Source organism: Vibrio sp. Vb0349 (assembly GCF_033338975.1).
Window position 1 is genome coordinate 471,407 of the sequence record NZ_JAWOTS010000001.1, and the last position, 17,897, is coordinate 489,303.

Here is a 17,897-nt window from a genome sequence, read left to right on the forward strand (position 1 = left end):
CACAACAATTTATGATTCATCTCTATTTTTTATCATTTATAAATTGTCGTTTTTGAGGTGTTGTCCAGAATGGCATTATCCACGTGCAACATAAGATTGCCGGGAATAAAAATAATTACAATACTGCCTTACTGGAAGATACATGAAAATCAAACCCCTCCCACCTTTAAATAGCCTCGTTGCGTTTGAAGCGTCGGCGCGGCACTTGAGTTTTACGTTAGCCGCTGACGAGCTAAACGTGACCCAAGGTGCTATCAGTCGCCAAATTAGACAATTAGAAGAATACTTAGGCAAGGCTATGTTCACGCGAGCCAATCGAAGCATTAATTTAACGCCTACAGGTCTTCAATATTATCAAGCTGTCAGCCAATCTTTGCTCGATATTGCTCAAATAACTGGTGAAGTGAAGAAGTGGCAGGGCGAACAAAAGATCACGGTTGCGACGACAAATGCAATGGCAGCCTTGTGGTTGTTGCCTAAGGTTGCTCAATTTCAAAATGAACATGATGACATCGATATAAGAATATTGGCCTCAGATAATGTGTTGGACTTACGCCGATTAGATTGCGATCTCGCCTTGTTTTATTGTCGCACTCCACCTGCGGAAATGGATGTGACAACGCTGTTTTCAGAAGAAGTATTCCCTGTGTGTAGCCCGCTTTATTTAGAGAAAATCGGCCAGCCTAGTAAGCCAGAAGAAATCTTCAATAAAACGTTACTCTATCTGGAAGAGTCTCAAAGAGATTGGGTGAATTGGGAGCAGTGGTTTGCGAGTGTAGGATTGCCAAATATTTCGCCTCGTAATCGCATGAACATCAATAACTATCCAATGCTGTTACAAGCGGCAATTAATGGTCAGGGAATCGCGTTAGCCTGGGGGTCATTAGTGGACGACTATTTACAAAGCGGTGCTTTAGTTAGGCCAGTCGAACACGTGCTTTCAACACCTTCCAATTTCTCTATGCTTGAACCTAAAAATAGAGGTTTAATCCCAGCAAGCGTCAAGCGTTTTAGAGAGTGGCTTTTGCAACAGTTGCCAGATGAGGTGGGTGATCGAGGTTTAGCCTAAATCAATAAGCAGAGAAAATAACAGAGTTTGGTCATGTTAAAAAGCGGGAGTACCAGTTCCCGCTTTGTTTTAATTGATTGATGAAACGACGCACTAACTTAGTACTGGTCCCTGATTGAGTGTGGAATCATCTTTTAGTGAGGATGTTGAAGCGATAGGCTCGGAAACCACTGTTTTGCTTTCAACAAGCGGTTCAACAGGACCATCAAGTTTCTCTTGCTCTGGGTGAACGTGCTCTGGAAGCATTGCCCATGGCTTAGGTTCGCGTCGAATACTATGAAACAGCGTTAAGCTCATCACTGCGATAAAAATGGCGATAGGGAAACCGGCAATAATGGAGGCCGTTTGCATTGCTTTTAACCCTCCTGCGTATAGAAGTACTCCCGCAATGGCTGCGATCATGATCCCCCACAATACGCGTATAGAGGTAGGAGGCTCACTGTGCCCAGCGGCATCGAGGGTACATAGAACCAAGGTACCCGAGTCTGCGGAGGTAATGAAATAAGTACCGAGTAATAGACACGCAAGCACGCTAAGTAGTTTACCAAACATACCTGTATCTAGATTGTCGAATAGCGTAAACAAAGCGCGTGTCGTATCGGCTTTAGTCGCTTCAAGAATAGGGCCGCCAGAAAAATCCGCAGGTGGTGTTTGTTTGGTTTCTTGTGCCGCAGTGACTTGCTCTTGATGAGCAACACGAGCGTCTTGCTCTACCTTCAACGCTGCACCACCAAATACTGAAATCCATAAGAATGTGATCAGCGTGGGTACGATGAGAGCACCGCCGATAAGCTCACGTATTGTGCGTCCTTTAGAGATACGAGCTACAAACATGCCAACGAAAGGCGCCCAAGTCATCCACCAAGGCCAGTAATAAGCCGTCCACCAGTTTTGCCAGCCAGAGTCATTCTGTGCATCGCTCCATAAGCTCATACCGACAATGTTTTGTGCATAAAGCCCCGTGCTTTCAAGTAGCGTATTTAAGATATAGCGAGTTGGGCCAATATAAAGTACGACCAGCACGAGTGCGAGTGAAAGCAGCATGTTCCATTCTGATAAACGGCGAATACCTTTCCCTACACCAGATAGCACCGACGCAACCGCACAAGTACAAAGGGAAACGATAATAAAGAGTTGAATCCCCAAACTAATGTCTAGACCAAAGGCTTGATTCAAACCAGAGTTTATTTGGATAACTCCCATCCCCAAGGTTTGAGAGATACCGAAAGCAGTCACCGCGACTGTTAGGATATCAACCGTGTGTCCGATAGGCCCATAAATACGATCACCAATCAAAGGGTACAAGATAGAGCGTAGGGTAAAAGGCAGATCTTTACGGTAGGAAAAGTAAGCTAATGCGAGTGCCACAATGATAAAGACAGACCAAGGATGTAGACCCCAGTGAAAGAATGTCAGTTTCATTGATGTTGTTGCGGCTTCATTGGTCAGGCCTTGAGTAAATGGGTTGTCAGCGTAATGCCACATCGGTTCGGCGACCGACCAGAAAATTAAGCCTATCCCCATGCCTCCGGAAAAAAGCATGGATACCCAAGACAAATAACTAAACTCTGGTTTTTCGTCATCTTTACTCAAACGAATATGCCCATATCGACTAACCATAAGGTAAAGAAGAAAACCGACAACGAGTGAAACAAGTCCGATGTAAAACCACTTCATATTCTGCAGCAAAATGCCGGAAATCGTTTCGAAGTATTGGCCCGCTTGGTTGGCGAGAATGGCGCAGAAAAGTACAAAACCGATAACGACGATCTTTGATGCGATAGTCACAGTCGGATTGAGTCCTTTCAATATCCCAGATGTTGCTCTCATAGGCATCCCTCACAGTGCGTTTGTTTTAGCGTTATTGTTTGTTGCGTTATTGTTAATTTTTGAAAGAGAGTAGAGAGAGGGCTTTTGTGTTTCAACTGATTAATACTCATCGGTTAATGAGTATTAATCATGACAAGAAGATCATTGTTAATTAAAAGGTTATTTTTTTGTTCGAGATCAATGCATGAATGACAAAAACTCATCCAAGCCCGGCGAAAAAGTCGTTTGTTTGTTGCCGGGTTGTTAATCAAAATCATCTCCACTAACACAACACGATGTTGTACGCACTGGATGCAACTCGACTCTCGGAGATATGAATATGAGCAATGTCAACCAAACCATTATTCCTGTTGAACTTGTTGATAATGTACTGAACCCAATCAGTGAAGCAACAGGAATGCCGAATCAGGCCTACACCAGCGAAGAGTATTTTACTTTTGAGCGTGATCAGGTGTTTGGTAACACTTGGGTATGTATTGGTTTTGCATCAGACCTGCTTAAAAATGGTTATGTGATGCCACTTGATTTCATGAATCTTCCACTACTCATGATGAGAAATCGCCAAGGTGAAGTCCAAGTTTTCCACAACGTATGTAGTCATCGTGGTATGAAGCTGGTTCATGAGGCAGGCGAAGTTCAAGGCATGATTCGCTGTCCTTACCATTCATGGACGTACGATCTTGACGGCAATCTAAAAGGCACACCACACATCGGTGGTATCGCAAAACACAAAGATGACCGATTTAAGTGTGAAAAGCATGGCCTTAAGCCACTTCGTTCAGCCGTTTGGATGGACATGGTATTCGTCAACTTATCGGGCAAAGCAGAAAGCTTTGAAGAGCATATCGCGCCGCTAGAGCAACGTTGGCAGCAATTCTTAGGTGAAGAAGGATTAGGGCTTCTTCGCCGCGTGAACATGGGTGGCAACTTAGAGATAGAAGTGAAAAGTAACTGGAAGCTTGCCGTAGAAAACTATTGTGAAGCTTACCACTTACCTTGGGTGCATCCGAGTTTGAACAGTTATTCTCGCCTAGAGGATCACTACAACATCATGTTTGCAGAGCGTTTTGCTGGCCAAGGTAGTCTCGCATACAACCTCTCTGATACTGCAGGAACACACTTACCTAAATTTCCAAGCTGGCCAGAAGATAAACTGCGTCATGCAGAATATGTTGCACTCTTTCCAAACGTGTTGCTTGGTATTCAAGCCGATCATGCCTTTGCGATGATGATTGAACCAATCACTGCGAATAAGAGTGTTGAGCACCTACGTGTTTTCTATGTGGGTGATGAAGCAACGAAAGATGAGTTCGCTGCGTGCCGTACTGCTACCGTTGAGTCATGGCGAGTCGTATTCGGCGAAGATATTGGAGCGGTCGAGGGCATGCAGGAAGGTCGTTACTCACCTGGCTTTGGTGGTGGTGTGTTCTCACCAGAAATGGATGTTCCGACGCATTTCTTCCAAACCTGGTTGGCAAAGCAAGTGAAAGCGGCACTGGAGCAGTAATATGATGCATTACCTTAATTATATTGATGGTGAGTGGTGCGATTCAGAGCAAGCGCTGACCGTCATGAACCCTGGCACAGCCGAAGCGTATGCGACGATTGCAGAAGCCACTATCACCGATGCAGATCGCGCAATGGCAGCGGCACGCCGAGTGGTCAATCAAGGCCTTCTTTCGGACGTTCGTCCAGCCGTCAGAACCGAGTGGATGTTAAAAGCCGCCGCAGCTATTCGTGAAATGGTTGATGAAGGTGGGTTAGTTGCCTGTCGTGAAAATGGGAAATCTTTGCAAGATGCCAAAGATGAGTTTTTAGAGTCGGCACGTTACTTTGAATACTACGCAGGCATGGCCGACAAGCTGGAAGGCACATCAATTCCGTTGGGTAAAGACTATGTCGACTTCACTCAATATGTGCCGTTTGGCGTGTCGGTGCAGATTGTGCCGTGGAATTTCCCTGTCTCTATTTGTGCACGCTCATTGGCACCTGCATTAGCCGCAGGTAACGCAGTGGTGATCAAATCGCCAGAGATTTCCCCACTTGCCATGACTCTGTTGATTCAAGCGATTGAAAAAGCGGGCTTCCCGAAAGGTACGATTAACCTTCTATGCGGTAAAGGCTCAGTCGTTGGCAGTCATTTGGTGCAGCACCAAGAGGTCGATCAAATTGTCTTTACGGGTTCCGTTCCAACCGGCCAACACATCCTGCAAGATTCAGCGCAACGCGCTACTCCATCGGTGATGGAGCTGGGTGGTAAATCGGCTGCTATCGCGCTGAAAGATGCGAACCTCGAAACACTTTTGAAAAGCGTTCAGGTCGGTATTTTCTTTAACGCTGGTCAAGTGTGTTCGGCAATGTCTCGTTTGCTGATTCAAAAAGAGCGTTATGAAGAAGTAAAAGCGGCAGTAGTGGAAATGGCAAAAAGCCTAACCATTGGCCAAGGCGAAAGCCAGCCGGACATCACACCGTTGGTATCTGCTGATCAACAAGCACGCGTGCTTGAAATGATAGAACAAGCAAAAGCCGACGGCGCGAATATCCTAACGGGTGGCTACGCACCTGATCTATCGGGTTACTTTGTGGCACCAACAGTGATTGAAGCCACGCCAGATATGCGCATTGCACAAGAAGAAGTGTTTGGTCCTGTATTGGTGATTACACCGTTTGAAACTGAGCAAGAAGCAATCGAGATCGCGAATGGCACCGATTTTGGCCTGGTCGCTGGTGTTTTTGGTGAAAGCCTAAACCAAACATTACATGTGGCACAGCAACTGCGTGGTGGTCAAGTGTTCATCAATGAATGGTTTGCTGGTGGCATCGAAACACCATTTGGTGGCGTGGGCTTGTCCGGTTTTGGGCGAGAAAAAGGACAAGAAGCGATTTATAGCTATGTCCAGACACGCAATATTGCCATTCGTTTGCAGCAAGACAGCAACGTATAGCTACCGTGTAACTGTATTTTCATCACCTCGTACCGGCTTGGATTTCAGACCACAAGCTAGGGCGAGGTTGATGGAATCACAACAAATCTGACAGCGGTTTGTAAACACGGAAATTCTGAACAAGGTAGTTGGAGTATAAGTGATGAGAAAGTGGCTCTGTATTATTTGCGGCTTAATCTATGATGAAGCACAAGGTTGGCCATCCGATGGCATTGCACCAGGAACAGCATGGGAAGATGTGCCGGATGATTGGTTATGCCCCGATTGTTTAGTGGGTAAGGCCGATTTTGAAATGATCGAAATCACCGACGATGCGCCAGTAGAAGAGGTCGTGGCAGTGTCTTCGGTATCGGTAGAAGCGTCTGTTCAGCCAAATACGGCTCAGCCACTTCCATCTGAAGTCACTCAACCTATATTTTCAGCTGACCCTATCGTTATCATCGGCAGTGGCCACAGTGGTTACCAGTTGGCAGCGGCACTTAGAGCACAATCTGAAACGGTTCCGATCACTGTCTTTACCGCTGATGATGGCGCACTGTACAGCAAGCCTGCCTTGTCTAATGCACTGGTCATGAATAAAGACGGCGACGCGCTACAAAGTGAGAGCGCGTTGGAGTGGGAAAGCCGTCTCAACATCCGAGTTTACCCGCATACCCGTGTTGAACAGATCGATCGTGCCAATTCAACGTTACATACCTCCATCGGTAAACACGCCTACAGCCGCTTGGTACTGGCAACAGGTGCATCACCGATTGAAATCCCAATTGAGGGCGATCGCTCTTGGGTTATGAGTGTGAACGACTTAGTTGATTACCGCCGTTTCAGAGCGGAGCTGCAAGACAAAAAGCGCATCGCGATCCTAGGTGATGGCTTAATTGGCTGTGAGTTCGCAAATGATCTGATCGAAAGCGGTTATGAAGTAACAGTTATCGGGTTGGGTCAATGGCCAATGGAGCGTTTGATCCCGCAACAGTTGGGTGAATCATTACAAAGCGCACTTGCCGATCGAGGCGTGCAATGGGCTCTACAAGACAGTATCACCAGAATCGAGCCAAGGTCCGCATCCAGTGCGGTTTTACATCTAAACAGTGGCAAGCAGATTGAAGCAGATCTAGTGCTGAGCGCGGTTGGACTCAAGCCAAATGTTTCTCTGGCTGAGCGCGCGGGGCTTGAAGTTGGCCGGGGCATTAAAGTGAATCAATTCGGCCAGACGAGTGATGAGAGTATTTACTCGCTAGGCGACTGTGTTGAAACGGAGCAAGGTTGGCAGCCGTATATTGCGCCGATTAATCAAATGATTCCTTCCGTAGCGAAAAGCTTGCTAGGTGATATTACGCCTACCTCTTTAACACCAACTCCAGTGATTGTAAAAACGCCGATTCTTCCACTCACGATTTTCCCGGTAGCCGCTGAAGAACAGGGACAATGGTACATCGAGAACCAAGCAGATGAATTGACCGCTGCGTTTTATTCACCAGAAGGAGCAATGCTCGGTTTTGCGTTGCTAGGAAGAAAAGTACAGTCATTACGCGGCCCTTGGCTAGATCAATTGTCATTGAAACTGTCAGCAGCGTAGCGGAGAAAAAAGATGATTCATTTACCCAATGATGACGTGACGTGTGGTTGGTACCATGCGTTGCCAAGTATTCCAGAAAAATCGGCGTTAAAAGGTAAACAAAGTGCTGACTATGCCGTGTTAGGTGCCGGTTTCGCAGGCCTAGCTATGGCAAGACGTTTAGCTGAACTTATGCCTAATGCACGAATTATACTGATTGATGCGCAACGTATCGGCCAAGGGGCTTCAGGAAGAAATTCGGGCTTTGTTATCGATTTGCCTCATAAGTTTTCACTTGAGCATCCCGACCCTGAGCACAAACAAAAGTTATTGTCGCTCAACCGTTCTGCGATTGCTCAGCTAAACACTTTAGTGTCGAAGCACAGTATTTCTTGTCAGTGGTCAGCAAAGGGCAAATATCAAGGAGCCGTAGGGGCGCGCGGTGAAGCGTATCTCGATCACTTTGAGCACCTAATGAAAGACCTTGGCGAACCATACTTCCATGTTAATGGCAGTGAGCTGGCGAAAGTCTTGGGAACCAACTACTACAGCCGCGCAATTTACACGCCAGGTGGTTATTTAATGCAACCTGCTGCTTTGGTGCGTGGGCTAGGGGAAAGCCTTCCAGAGAACGTCGAGGTGTTAGAGAACTCGCCAATCCGCAAGCTCAGTAAAGAAAACGGTTGCTGGGTATTACATGGAGATAGTGGCTCTGTTGAAACCCCTGAACTGCTGCTTGGGACCAGCATTTTTACTCGGGAGTTTGGTTATCTTAAAAACAGACTACTTCCAGTGATGACGTTTGCAAGCTGGACGCGTCCATTAACCGACGCAGAAATGCAACGATACGGAGGTGAGCTGAATTGGGGGTTAACTCCAGCTGATCATGCGGGAACGACGTTACGTATGACCGCCGATCGACGTATTTTGATCCGCAATACTTACAAACACGTGCCGAAATATGGCTCAAGCATGAACGATAAAGTCAGAGAACAAATTCGCGACGATCATCGTCTGGTCTTTCTGGCGCGTTATCCCGAGCTGGCCGACGTACCATTTACTCACACATGGGGTGGGGTGTATGCAATCTCTCGTAACTTTACTAACTTTTTCGGTCAATTAGATGAAGGTGTTTATGCCAGCGCTTGTGACAATGGTGTTGGTGCTGCGTGGGGAACCATTTCTGGAACACTGTTAGCTGACTATGTCGTTGGTGCGACATCTAAATCATTGGATGACATACAGCAAGTGACAGGAATGCCTTGTTTGAATCCGCCAGAGCCTTTTTTAGGTTTGGGAGTAAAAACGCGTATCCAATTAGCAAAATGGCAAAGCCGGAGTGAATTATGAAGCCAGTCAAACTTGTTGATAGTAAAAGTCTAGATTTCAATGTTCGTGGTGATACGCCAGGAATGGCGTATGTTGCCAGGGCGTTAAGCCCAGAAATTTCACCAAACATAGGCGTAGGCTTTGCTAAATGGGAAGGCGCTAAAGTGGCTTGGACAGTGCTTTATGATGAGGTTATTTTCGTGATTGAAGGCTGTTTCGAGCTGACCGCAAATGGTGAAACACATTTTGTGCACCCAGGTCAGATGCTGTGGATACCGGAAGGGACTGAATTGGTTTATGGTGGGCATGCTCTGTTCGGCTATGTGGTTCATCCGGGAAACTGGAAAGAGTTACATGGTATTAAATGACTTTTATCATTTAGTTGTTTTTCGGAAAGGCAAAATAAAAATCTGATTTTTAACCATAACTTTTCGCAAAAGAACTTAATCTCAATGGAGCAAGGGTTTCATACTTGCTATGTTTCTTGGTCACGTTTCCAGACGTGTTAGACCTTTCTCAATTGCTATTTTATCTATCAAAAAGGGAAGCCTTGGCTTCCCTATAATGAGTCTTCTTTTGGCTTGGCTAAATCTTTTATTTTAGCTCAAATTTACCCTGCATGATTGCCCAGTGACCCGGGAACGAACAGAAGAATGAATAGTCACCGCCGGCTTTCATTTTCTCAGTACTGAACGTAATGCTGGTGCTTTCACCGCCACCAATTACTTTTGTGTGAGCGTAGACGCGATCATCATTTGGTTTTACGTAGTTATTTTCTGCTCCAGCTGCCATGCCGTCAGTACCGACTGCTTGTAGGTTGGCAGTGTCAGATATGACCACGTTGTGACCCATCGATTGCGCTGGCATCTTACCTGTGTGGTTCAGCGTCAGTTTTACCTCTTTACAAGTGGCTGGTACGCTCAATGTTTTAGTAGAAAACTGCATCATATCGTTAGCATCTAATGACACTTCACACTCGGCACTGGCTTGGGCACCAAAGCTCATTCCTACTAATGCGAAGGTTGTTGCTAATAAACGTAAAGACATATAACACTCTCCATTTTGTATTTTAGGCTGACTTGGATTGATCTTATCCAATAGTTCTCATTATCAGCCAATTTTCACTCCAAAAACGTGCTTCAATCGGTATATTGACGTTTTGTTGCAAGCTTGTACTGGTCAGTTCCGCTATTTGATCACTCAAATGCCTTATTTCATGCGATTGCGTGAGTTAAATCAAAAGTCGTGATTAGCCAGAGTTAAGGTGAAAATAATCTCGCTAAACGGGTGGAAGAATTGTTTGGTTTTACGGTATTGGAGAGGTTTCGAGAAAGAAGCTCAGCTAAATTGCTGAGCTTCTAGAGAACAGACGACAAGTAAACCTAGCGAGTTTGTTTTAACGTGTGCAACACATCATGCAGTGAAGGTGCGACAGTATGGCCTAATTGCTTTATTTCGTCACAAGGCTCAACCAGATCAGGAATTTGATAAGTGATCATGTTCGCTGCTACCGCAGCACGTACGCCATTATTTGAATCTTCAAAGGCGAGACATTTGGTTGGATCTACGCTTAGACGACTTGCTGCAAGCAGGTAGATCTCTGGATCAGGTTTGCCGTGTGACACTTCACAGCCTGTCGTTAAGTTGTCGAAATACTTGCTTAGGCCCGCTAACTCCAACTTCTTCTGTGCCACTTCTTTTGCTGTAGAAGTGGCGACTGCAATTGGCAACCCTTGGCCTTTCAACCACTCAAGCAGCTCAATCACCCCTTCTTTTACCGGTATCGCTTGGTGCTTAACCACAGCGTCGTAACGGTCGCGCCACTCTTGGTGTAAGCGGTCAAGATCATCCCCATAAGCTTTACGAAAAATCACTTCAATGCCCGCTGCATTGCGACCAATGATTGAAAGGTAAACATCTTTATAGAAGGGTAGGTTCTGGGTTTCACATGCTTCTTGGAAAATATGCATACAGACGCGCTCAGTATCAAGGAGCAAACCATCCATATCAAAAATAGCAGCTTGGTAGTTCATTACATTAAGACTTTTTGGTTGGGATGGCGCATTTTGACACAAGCAGATCGTTTTTTCTTCTAAAAATTAGAACTTGATTTTGATCCTATGAGTTCACATTGCCTCTGAACACACTATACACAGAGTCTATAAATTAGGTGTGAAATATAATATTTTTAAAATTATAAAAATTTCAGTTAAATAGATAAAACTCTATCTTAATATAAGCTAGAGTTTTATTAATATTCTATTGTTATTTTAACTATTGGATAATTTATTAATAGTTAAAATTAATAATAAAATAATACCAAGTCACGATTGTTTACGACTGCATGAGTGTACCAGCTCTTGACTTCAGATATTTGTTGCTCTGATAAGCCTCCGAAGTCAACGTTATCTTGGTGAATATCTTGATTTTTTATCATAAAAACAACAGGGAAATCGTCAGGGAGTGGGAATTTTATGGGATAATCGGTATTAGTGAATGGAATATCGCAGAAATCGTTTACATCGCAAGGATACCAAGAGTTATTGGATAAGTAATAACCAGTGATCTTACATATAGCTTCAAGCAAGTAAGCATAGGCGTAACCCAAGTGACTGTATTTTATCTCTTCAGACAGCATCTGCATAAGAAGCTCTTCAGCTCGGATGCTTTCGCCACTACTTTCCAGCATTTCATTAATCACTTTAAAGGAGTCTTGACACCTTTCCATGATGGCTTTTTCTAGCTCTGGATTACGCTCATTCTTTAGTACGTTAAAAACCTTTTCAGTATCTAATGAATATACTGTCGCCCCATACCCCATATTTTATTCTCCTCACTTTTATACAGTTAAATTCATTTAATTGTTTTTATCGAAGGGATTATATTTTGATGTTTTTTGAAGGTAAAGTGTATACATAGAGGTTGTATTTATTATGATGAACTTTGAAAGTTTAGATTCTTAAAATAAATACTATATATTTAATTTTATTAGATCTGGCTCATAAAAATACCTTAACTATTATTGTGTTTATTGTTAAGGGTTATTAAATCTGTGAGGTGGTTCAAGACAATAAAATTTAGAAGAAAATACCGTCAAACTTAGGTGGCTATTCTATCTGAGCACTCAGCTCACTACTTATAGTGGGCTGAGTGAGCGGTTGGGCATCGGCTCTTTATTTGGCGATGAATATGCCATATTAGGTGATATTCGTTAGTGTCTATTTTATCCCTAGCCGTTTTGCTAATCGGTGCAAATTGCCGTTATCTAATTCAAGCTGACGTGCCGTTGCTGCCCAGTTACCTTGGTTCTCTTCCAGAACTCGAACAATCATCGCTTTTTGGAAGGCGTCTGTGGCAGGCTTTAATCCGCCTTCTGGTAGCTCAAGCCGAGATTTTTGTTCCGTTTCTTCAACGTTCTTGATGTTCTGATTCGGCGTTCGGATGTCAAAATCTTGCTCAACTAGCTCAATGTCCATGGCGTGGGTACGCGCTTTTGCCAAAACACCAGCACGTTTAATGACATGTTCAAGCTCTCGCACGTTGCCTGGCCATGAATAGTCTTTGAGTGCCTGCACCAAAGTGGGGGACAAACGAATGCTGTTCAATCCCAATTTGCTTCTTAAACGTTCGGCAAAAAAGCCTGCGAGTAACACCACATCGTCTTCACGTTCACGAAGAGGTGGAACATGAAGCGGGAAGACGCTTAGGCGGTGATATAAGTCGGCTCGGAAGCGACCAGCAGTCACTTCTTCATGCAATATACGGTTGGTGGCGGCGACAATGCGTGTATTGACTCGAATATGGCGGTCATCACCCACACGTTGAATGTCGCCGTATTGTAGAGCTCGAAGTAACTTAGCTTGCAGTTCTAACGACAGTTCGCCGACTTCATCTAAAAACAGTGTGCCGCCATCGGCTTGTTCAAACTTACCCTTACGATTGCTGATTGCGCCTGTGAATGCGCCTTTGATATGGCCGAACAACTCGCTTTCCGCGACTGATTCTGGCAGCGCCGCACAGTTGAGGTAAACCAAAGTATTGTTCGATCGGCTAGAACGATGGTGAATAGCGCTGGCAACCAACTCTTTACCTACGCCTGTTTCTCCCATGACCAACACAGACAATTCCGTATCGGCGACGGCATCAATCTGCTCTTGAAGATTCCTCATGCCCTGAGAGTTGCCAATGATTTCGTTACTCAACGTGCGTTTCTCAGCGTAAGAGTCACGTGGCAGGCTCGCTTGAGTTTCTAGTTGCTCTAGCAGAAGTGCAGTGTGCAAGCCACCTGCTGCCAACGCGCTGACAAACCGTAACTCTTGGTTGCGTAGCCCATCAAATTGGTTGGGGTCGAAGGCGTCAATCGTAATGGCACCAATCAGTTGATCGTCGATCAGCAGAGGTAAACCAATGCAGGAATGGACATGCAGTTTGTCATCGTGGTTTGGAATCAAGCCATCGTATGGATCAGGTAAGTCGCTGTCGGAGGGAAAGCGCACGATATCGCCTGCTCGGGCAATGGCTTCTAATCTTGGGTGTTGCTCAATAGAGAAACGGCGTCCAAGGACCTCTTTCGCCAATCCATTGATCGCTAAAGGTTTAAAGTGCTGGTCTTCATACAAAAGAAGGGCTGAAGAGTCACACTTCAATACATCTCGAATCGCCGTTAATAACGTATCGAAGCGAGCCTGTTGAGTGAGCGCCGAGTTAAGGTCTTGCGTGATGTGTAGCCATTGCGCGATTAAAGAAGTCATAGCCAATACCGATTGTGTCAATATGACTATTGTAGTGTCTTAATGACAATTTTCAACTGTGTCCAAATGACACTTATCAAAGTTGGATTTTAATTAAGATATTGAAATATATAGTAATAAAAAGTTGGCATGCCCAGTGCAATACAAGAAGAAATTATTTTTGTTTATCCCGTCATTCAAGGTAGTAATTATGACAATTCACGTAAAAAACAACATCCACTGGGTAGGTCAACGCGATTGGGAAGTTCAAGACTTCCACGGTACAGAATACAAAATGACAAAAGGTACCAGCTACAACAGTTATCTAATTCGTGAAGAGAAAACCGTATTGATTGATACGGTCGATCATCGATTCAGTCAACAATTCATCCAAAATTTAGAGATGGAAATCGACCTTAAGTCTATCGACTTTATCGTGGTAAACCATGCAGAAGAAGATCACTCAGGTGCATTGTCGGCATTGATGGAGAAGATTCCGAACACGCCAATTTACTGTACAGAAGCGGCGATTGATTCGATTGTGGGTCATCACCACCATCCTGAGTGGAACTTCAAAACCGTAAAAACAGGCGACAGCATTGATATTGGCAACGGTAAGCAATTGGTGTTCGTGGAAGCGCCGATGCTGCATTGGCCAGACAGCATGATGACTTACCTAACTGGCGATGCAGTGTTATTCAGTAACGACGCATTTGGTCAGCACTACTGCGATGAACGTTTGTTCAATGATGAAGTGGATCAAAATGAGTTGATGGAACAGTGTTTGCGTTACTACTCAAACATCCTAACGCCATTCAGCAGCTTGGTAACCGCTAAAATCAAAGAAGTGCTGAGCTTTAATTTGCCTGTTGACATGATCGCAACGTCACACGGTATTGTATGGCGCGATAATCCGGTTCAAATCATCGAGCAATACTTAGCGTGGGCAGACAATTATCAAGAAGATCGCATTACGATTTTCTACGATTCTATGTCAAACAACACCCGAATGATGGCCGATGCAATCGCGCAAGGCATTCACGATGTCGACCCTAGTGTGGCGGTCAAAGTCTTTAATGTCTCTAAGCATGATAAGAATGAAATTCTCGCCAATGTATTCCGCTCAAAAGGCATCTTGGTTGGTTCGTCTACCATGAATAACGTCATGATGCCGAAGATCGCTGGCATGCTAGAAGAAATTACCGGTCTGCGCTTTAAAGCGAAAAAGGCCGCTGCATTCGGTAGCTACGGGTGGAATGGTGGCGCGGTGGATCGTATCCATGCTCGATTGACTGACGCAGGTTTTGAAACCGCAGTGAGCTTGAAAACCAAATGGCGACCAGATGGTAAAGCGATGCGTGAATGTCGCGAACATGGTCAGAACATCGCAAAATTGTGGGCAAAGCATGACCTGACAAGTCCTGTTATTTCTCCTGCGATTACTGCATCTGTACCACAAGTTCAATCACAACCCGTTGCGCCAGTGACAACACAAGCGGTAGTAGATGCTGCTCCTAGCAACCCTAGTACTGAGGCGCATCCCGCAGATTGTCAATGCATGGTTTGTACGGTTTGTAATTGGGTATACGACCCAGCTAAAGGCGAGCCTAACCAAGGTGTTGAACCGGGTACAGCTTGGTCGGAAGTGCCAGATTACTTCTTGTGCCCAGAATGCCATTTAGGTAAAGACGTTTTCGTTGAATACAACGGTTAGGAGGGAATATGCAAGCACCTATTGTGATTATTGGTAGCGGCTTTGCGGCTTACCAATTGGTGAAAACAGTGCGTCGAATGGACGCACATATTCCGCTGCAAGTGTTTACTGCTGATGACGGCGCGGAATACAACAAGCCTGATTTGAGTCATGTATTCAGCAACAAGCAAACCGCCCAAGACTTAGTGGTTAAAAGTGGTGAGGCGTTCGCACAGGAACACAACATCGAACTGTTCGCCCATACCATGATTGAGCATGTCGACGTGCAAGCCCAGCAAGTGGTAGCCAACGGCCAAACCTATTCTTACTCCAAACTGGTGTTTGCGACAGGCGCGAAAGCCTTTGTGCCGCCAATATCTGGCGATGCAGCACCTGAGGTGATAACGCTGAACTCGCTACAAGAATATCAATTAGCGGAAGAGCAAATTAGCCGGGCGGAACGAATTCTAGTAATGGGTGGTGGTTTGATCGGCGTCGAGATCGCCATGGATCTCGCAACCAGTGGTAAAGCCGTTACGGTGGTTGAGCCAAATCCCCGTTTGCTCGCTAACTTGATTCCTGAATTTGTTGCATTGCCGCTGGAGAATCAACTTAAGCAGCAAGGTATTCAACTTGCCTTAGAGACTGGAGTTGTCGCGATCAATCACTCGGATGATTCGCTGGTGGCAAGCTTGAGCAAAGGTAAAGCAATCGAAGCCGATGTAGTGATTTCAGCTGCGGGTTTACGTGCTAACACTTGGTTAGCGAAGGCTTGTGGGTTGAGTGTCAATAAAGGCATCGAGGTGGACGCTCGATTACAGACATCAGCAGCCAATGTGTTCGCATTAGGCGATTGTGCTGAGATCCAAGGTCGAATGATGCCGTACCTCCAACCGATCGTGCTAAGTGCCAATGCTTTGGGCAAACAACTACTGGGGCAAGAAGCAGAGTTGAAACTACCGCCTATGATGGTAAAGGTCAAAACGCCGAGCTACCCAATTCAATTGGCAGGCGATTTTAGTTCGGTGACGAACTGGAGCGTGCAGATTTCTCAAACTGGCATTGCCGCGAAAGCAGAAGATGAAAATAGCCGACTCATGGGCTTCGTCGTGACGGGAGAACAAGTTACGCAAGCATTTCCATTGCTTCGAGAGTTGTCTCAAGCCGGTCAGGCTTAACCGATTTAAACGAAAAGAATTGTAATTAGAGAGGATATCATTATGTCGCATCTACGAATTCCTAAAGACTGGACTGTTCAACGTTCAACGCCTTTCTTCACTAAAGACAATGTGCCACCAGCGCTACTGACTCATCACAATACCGCTGAGGGAGTGTTTGGACAGCTTTGCGTCATGGAAGGGCAAGTGACTTACTACGGCTTTGCTGATGAAAATGCCACAGAAGCAGAAGTAGTGGTGGTGATTAATGCAGGCCAGTTTGCTACAAGTCCACCGCAGTACTGGCACCGCATTGAGATGAGCGATGATGCTCAGTTCAACATCAATTTCTGGTCGAACAAGGACAAGAGTGGGCAAGCGATGTTCCATGCTAAGCAGTAGTGAACCTATGTAAGTGCTTTGACTGTTACGCTAATCGTCAAGTAAAGGGGTGTAGAAGGCGCAATAAACGGACTGCAATGCAGGATCATCGAGACCGAGGAAAGAGAAATCACGAGTAATGATTTCAATTCTTTAGTAGCATGTTACGAAATATTTCAGTCAGGTGAACTAAGGGAAGCGTGCAATGGAAAAACAACGAGTAGCATTTATTGGTCTGGGTGTGATGGGATACCCAATGGCTGGTTACCTAAGTAAAGCGGGCTTTGAAACCAAAGTATACAACCGCACAAAAGCGAAAGCCGACAAATGGGCTGAAGAATACCAAGGCGTAGCTTGTGAAACACCACGTGAAGCGGCGGAAGGCTGTGACATCGTTTTTACCTGTGTGGGTAATGATGATGACGTTCGTAGCGTTGTTTACGGTGAAGAGGGCATTCTGGTCGGCTTGAAAGCGGACGCAGTGCTAGTCGATCACACGACCACTTCTGCAGACCTAGCGGTTGAGCTGGCTGAAGCGTGTGTTAAGTACGGTAATCACTTTATTGATGCGCCAGTTTCTGGTGGTCAAGCGGGCGCAGAAAATGGTGTTCTAACCATCATGTGTGGTGGTGAACAAAGCATTTTTGACCGTGTGTCTCCGGCGATGGATGTGTACGCGAAGCAGATGACGCTACTGGGTGAAAACGGTCAGGGTCAACGCTGTAAGATGGTAAACCAAATCTGTATTGGAGGCGTTTTACAAGGTCTGAGTGAAGCTTTGTTGCTAGCACAAAAATCAGGCTTGGACATTGCTCAAGTTGTAGAAACACTTAAGCATGGCGCTGCAGGTTCTTGGCAGATGGAAAACCGCGCAAATACGATGGCTGAAGACAAGTTCGATTTTGGCTTCGCTATTGATTGGATGCGCAAAGACTTAGGTTTCTGTCTGCAAGAAGCTGAGCGAGTGGGTCTAGAACTTCCACTGACTAAGAAAGTGGATGAGCAATACGCAGACCTTCAACGTGATGGTTTAGGTCGCATGGATACATCAGTACTGATCAAAGCGGTAGCTAAAAATCAGTAGTTGATGAATCAGTAATAGATAAACAGTTCTTTGGTATCAAAGAGCTTAAAGAAATCTAAGTTAATCATAATGAATCACCTTGAGCATGTTTTGTGACTTGTGATTAAGGATTAGTGATTTGAAA

General features: G+C 45.2%; 15 protein-coding genes and 1 pseudogene. 11 read left to right on the forward strand and 5 right to left on the reverse strand.

The genetic code is table 11. The annotated features are described in order from the left end of the window. Positions 1 to 142 precede the first annotated feature (142 nt). Positions 143 to 1,069 (forward strand): LysR substrate-binding domain-containing protein, encoded by a 927-nt coding sequence (locus tag R7Q47_RS02125; protein WP_115386780.1) that lies wholly within the window; start codon positions 143 to 145, stop codon positions 1,067 to 1,069. 93 nt (positions 1,070 to 1,162) lie between these two features. Here the strand turns inward: R7Q47_RS02125 and R7Q47_RS02130 are convergent, their stop codons facing one another. Further along, complete coding sequence (locus tag R7Q47_RS02130; RefSeq protein WP_151515359.1) at positions 1,163 to 2,899, reverse strand: BCCT family transporter; 1,737 nt, start codon at positions 2,897 to 2,899, stop codon at positions 1,163 to 1,165. Between the two features lie 319 nt (positions 2,900 to 3,218). Here R7Q47_RS02130 and R7Q47_RS02135 point away from each other — a divergent pair, with 319 nt between their 5' ends. From R7Q47_RS02135 to R7Q47_RS02160, 6 genes and pseudogenes are all read left to right on the forward strand, one after another. Continuing rightward, a complete protein-coding gene (locus R7Q47_RS02135; protein ID WP_017635305.1) occupies positions 3,219 to 4,406 on the forward strand; it encodes an aromatic ring-hydroxylating oxygenase subunit alpha in 1,188 nt (395 codons plus the stop codon). A 1-nt stretch (position 4,407) separates the two neighbouring features. Next, a complete protein-coding gene (locus R7Q47_RS02140) occupies positions 4,408 to 5,844 on the forward strand; it encodes an aldehyde dehydrogenase family protein (RefSeq protein ID WP_104980126.1) in 1,437 nt (478 codons plus the stop codon). Between the two features lie 142 nt (positions 5,845 to 5,986). After that, positions 5,987 to 6,148: pseudogene (locus tag R7Q47_RS02145) on the forward strand (rubredoxin); the annotation flags it as partial. Next, complete coding sequence (locus R7Q47_RS02150) at positions 6,137 to 7,420, forward strand: NAD(P)/FAD-dependent oxidoreductase (protein WP_248486585.1); 1,284 nt, start codon at positions 6,137 to 6,139, stop codon at positions 7,418 to 7,420. The pseudogene R7Q47_RS02145 and the gene R7Q47_RS02150, both read left to right, overlap by 12 nt. A 12-nt stretch (positions 7,421 to 7,432) precedes the next feature. After that, a complete protein-coding gene (locus R7Q47_RS02155) occupies positions 7,433 to 8,749 on the forward strand; it encodes an FAD-binding oxidoreductase (RefSeq protein WP_318088573.1) in 1,317 nt (438 codons plus the stop codon). Beyond that, positions 8,746 to 9,096, forward strand: coding sequence for an ethanolamine utilization protein EutQ (locus R7Q47_RS02160; RefSeq protein WP_033906751.1), 351 nt, complete (start codon positions 8,746 to 8,748; stop codon positions 9,094 to 9,096). The genes R7Q47_RS02155 and R7Q47_RS02160 overlap by 4 nt, the downstream gene beginning before the upstream one ends. 226 nt (positions 9,097 to 9,322) lie before the next feature. Here the strand turns inward: R7Q47_RS02160 and azu are convergent, their stop codons facing one another. The 4 genes from azu to norR all read right to left on the reverse strand — a co-directional run bounded on the left by azu (position 9,323) and on the right by norR (position 13,479). Next, complete coding sequence (gene azu, locus R7Q47_RS02165; RefSeq protein WP_005375211.1) at positions 9,323 to 9,775, reverse strand: azurin; 453 nt, start codon at positions 9,773 to 9,775, stop codon at positions 9,323 to 9,325. Positions 9,776 to 10,110: 335 nt separating this feature from the next. After that, positions 10,111 to 10,761: an HAD family hydrolase gene (locus R7Q47_RS02170; RefSeq protein ID WP_262636378.1), complete on the reverse strand. Its 651-nt coding sequence runs from the start codon at positions 10,759 to 10,761 to the stop codon at positions 10,111 to 10,113. Positions 10,762 to 11,030: 269 nt separating this feature from the next. Beyond that, positions 11,031 to 11,549 (reverse strand): hypothetical protein, encoded by a 519-nt coding sequence (locus R7Q47_RS02175; protein ID WP_053307894.1) that lies wholly within the window; start codon positions 11,547 to 11,549, stop codon positions 11,031 to 11,033. Positions 11,550 to 11,946: 397 nt separating this feature from the next. Further along, positions 11,947 to 13,479: a nitric oxide reductase transcriptional regulator NorR gene (gene norR, locus R7Q47_RS02180; RefSeq protein WP_248486176.1), complete on the reverse strand. Its 1,533-nt coding sequence runs from the start codon at positions 13,477 to 13,479 to the stop codon at positions 11,947 to 11,949. Positions 13,480 to 13,669: 190 nt separating this feature from the next. On the opposite strand from norR, the gene norV reads away from it, so the two are divergent. The 4 genes from norV (at position 13,670) to R7Q47_RS02200 (ending at position 17,773) form a co-directional block, all read left to right on the forward strand. Beyond that, positions 13,670 to 15,172, forward strand: a complete 1,503-nt coding sequence (gene norV / locus R7Q47_RS02185; protein ID WP_372052361.1) for an anaerobic nitric oxide reductase flavorubredoxin — start codon at positions 13,670 to 13,672, stop codon at positions 15,170 to 15,172. Between the two features lie 8 nt (positions 15,173 to 15,180). Then, on the forward strand, positions 15,181 to 16,329 hold the full coding sequence (norW, locus tag R7Q47_RS02190) for an NADH:flavorubredoxin reductase NorW (protein WP_047102580.1): 1,149 nt from the start codon (positions 15,181 to 15,183) through the stop codon (positions 16,327 to 16,329). A gap of 42 nt (positions 16,330 to 16,371) precedes the next feature. Then, positions 16,372 to 16,710 carry a DUF1971 domain-containing protein gene (locus tag R7Q47_RS02195; RefSeq protein ID WP_005375231.1) on the forward strand — a complete coding sequence of 113 codons (339 nt, stop codon included), beginning with the start codon at positions 16,372 to 16,374 and terminating at the stop codon, positions 16,708 to 16,710. 184 nt (positions 16,711 to 16,894) lie between these two features. Continuing rightward, the gene (locus R7Q47_RS02200; protein ID WP_017821261.1) at positions 16,895 to 17,773 is read left to right on the forward strand and encodes an NAD(P)-dependent oxidoreductase; all 879 of its coding nucleotides are present in this window, start codon (positions 16,895 to 16,897) and stop codon (positions 17,771 to 17,773) included. Positions 17,774 to 17,897: the final 124 nt, after the last annotated feature.

Excerpts from the sequence above, each read along its gene's own strand:
- R7Q47_RS02155 (WP_318088573.1), top strand. The coding sequence starts at position 7,433 with ATGATTCATTTACCCAATGATGACGTGACGTGTGGTTGGTACCATGCG.
- R7Q47_RS02160 (WP_033906751.1), top strand. The coding sequence starts at position 8,746 with ATGAAGCCAGTCAAACTTGTTGATAGTAAAAGTCTAGATTTCAATGTT.
- R7Q47_RS02170 (WP_262636378.1), bottom strand. The coding sequence starts at position 10,761 with ATGAACTACCAAGCTGCTATTTTTGATATGGATGGTTTGCTCCTTGAT.
- R7Q47_RS02150 (WP_248486585.1), top strand. The coding sequence starts at position 6,137 with ATGATCGAAATCACCGACGATGCGCCAGTAGAAGAGGTCGTGGCAGTG.
- norR (WP_248486176.1), bottom strand. The coding sequence starts at position 13,479 with ATGACTTCTTTAATCGCGCAATGGCTACACATCACGCAAGACCTTAAC.
- norV (WP_372052361.1), top strand. The coding sequence starts at position 13,670 with ATGACAATTCACGTAAAAAACAACATCCACTGGGTAGGTCAACGCGAT.
- R7Q47_RS02200 (WP_017821261.1), top strand. The coding sequence starts at position 16,895 with ATGGAAAAACAACGAGTAGCATTTATTGGTCTGGGTGTGATGGGATAC.
- R7Q47_RS02135 (WP_017635305.1), top strand. The coding sequence starts at position 3,219 with ATGAGCAATGTCAACCAAACCATTATTCCTGTTGAACTTGTTGATAAT.
- R7Q47_RS02140 (WP_104980126.1), top strand. The coding sequence starts at position 4,408 with ATGATGCATTACCTTAATTATATTGATGGTGAGTGGTGCGATTCAGAG.
- R7Q47_RS02175 (WP_053307894.1), bottom strand. The coding sequence starts at position 11,549 with ATGGGGTATGGGGCGACAGTATATTCATTAGATACTGAAAAGGTTTTT.
- azu (WP_005375211.1), bottom strand. The coding sequence starts at position 9,775 with ATGTCTTTACGTTTATTAGCAACAACCTTCGCATTAGTAGGAATGAGC.
- R7Q47_RS02130 (WP_151515359.1), bottom strand. The coding sequence starts at position 2,899 with ATGAGAGCAACATCTGGGATATTGAAAGGACTCAATCCGACTGTGACT.
- R7Q47_RS02125 (WP_115386780.1), top strand. The coding sequence starts at position 143 with ATGAAAATCAAACCCCTCCCACCTTTAAATAGCCTCGTTGCGTTTGAA.
- R7Q47_RS02195 (WP_005375231.1), top strand. The coding sequence starts at position 16,372 with ATGTCGCATCTACGAATTCCTAAAGACTGGACTGTTCAACGTTCAACG.
- norW (WP_047102580.1), top strand. The coding sequence starts at position 15,181 with ATGCAAGCACCTATTGTGATTATTGGTAGCGGCTTTGCGGCTTACCAA.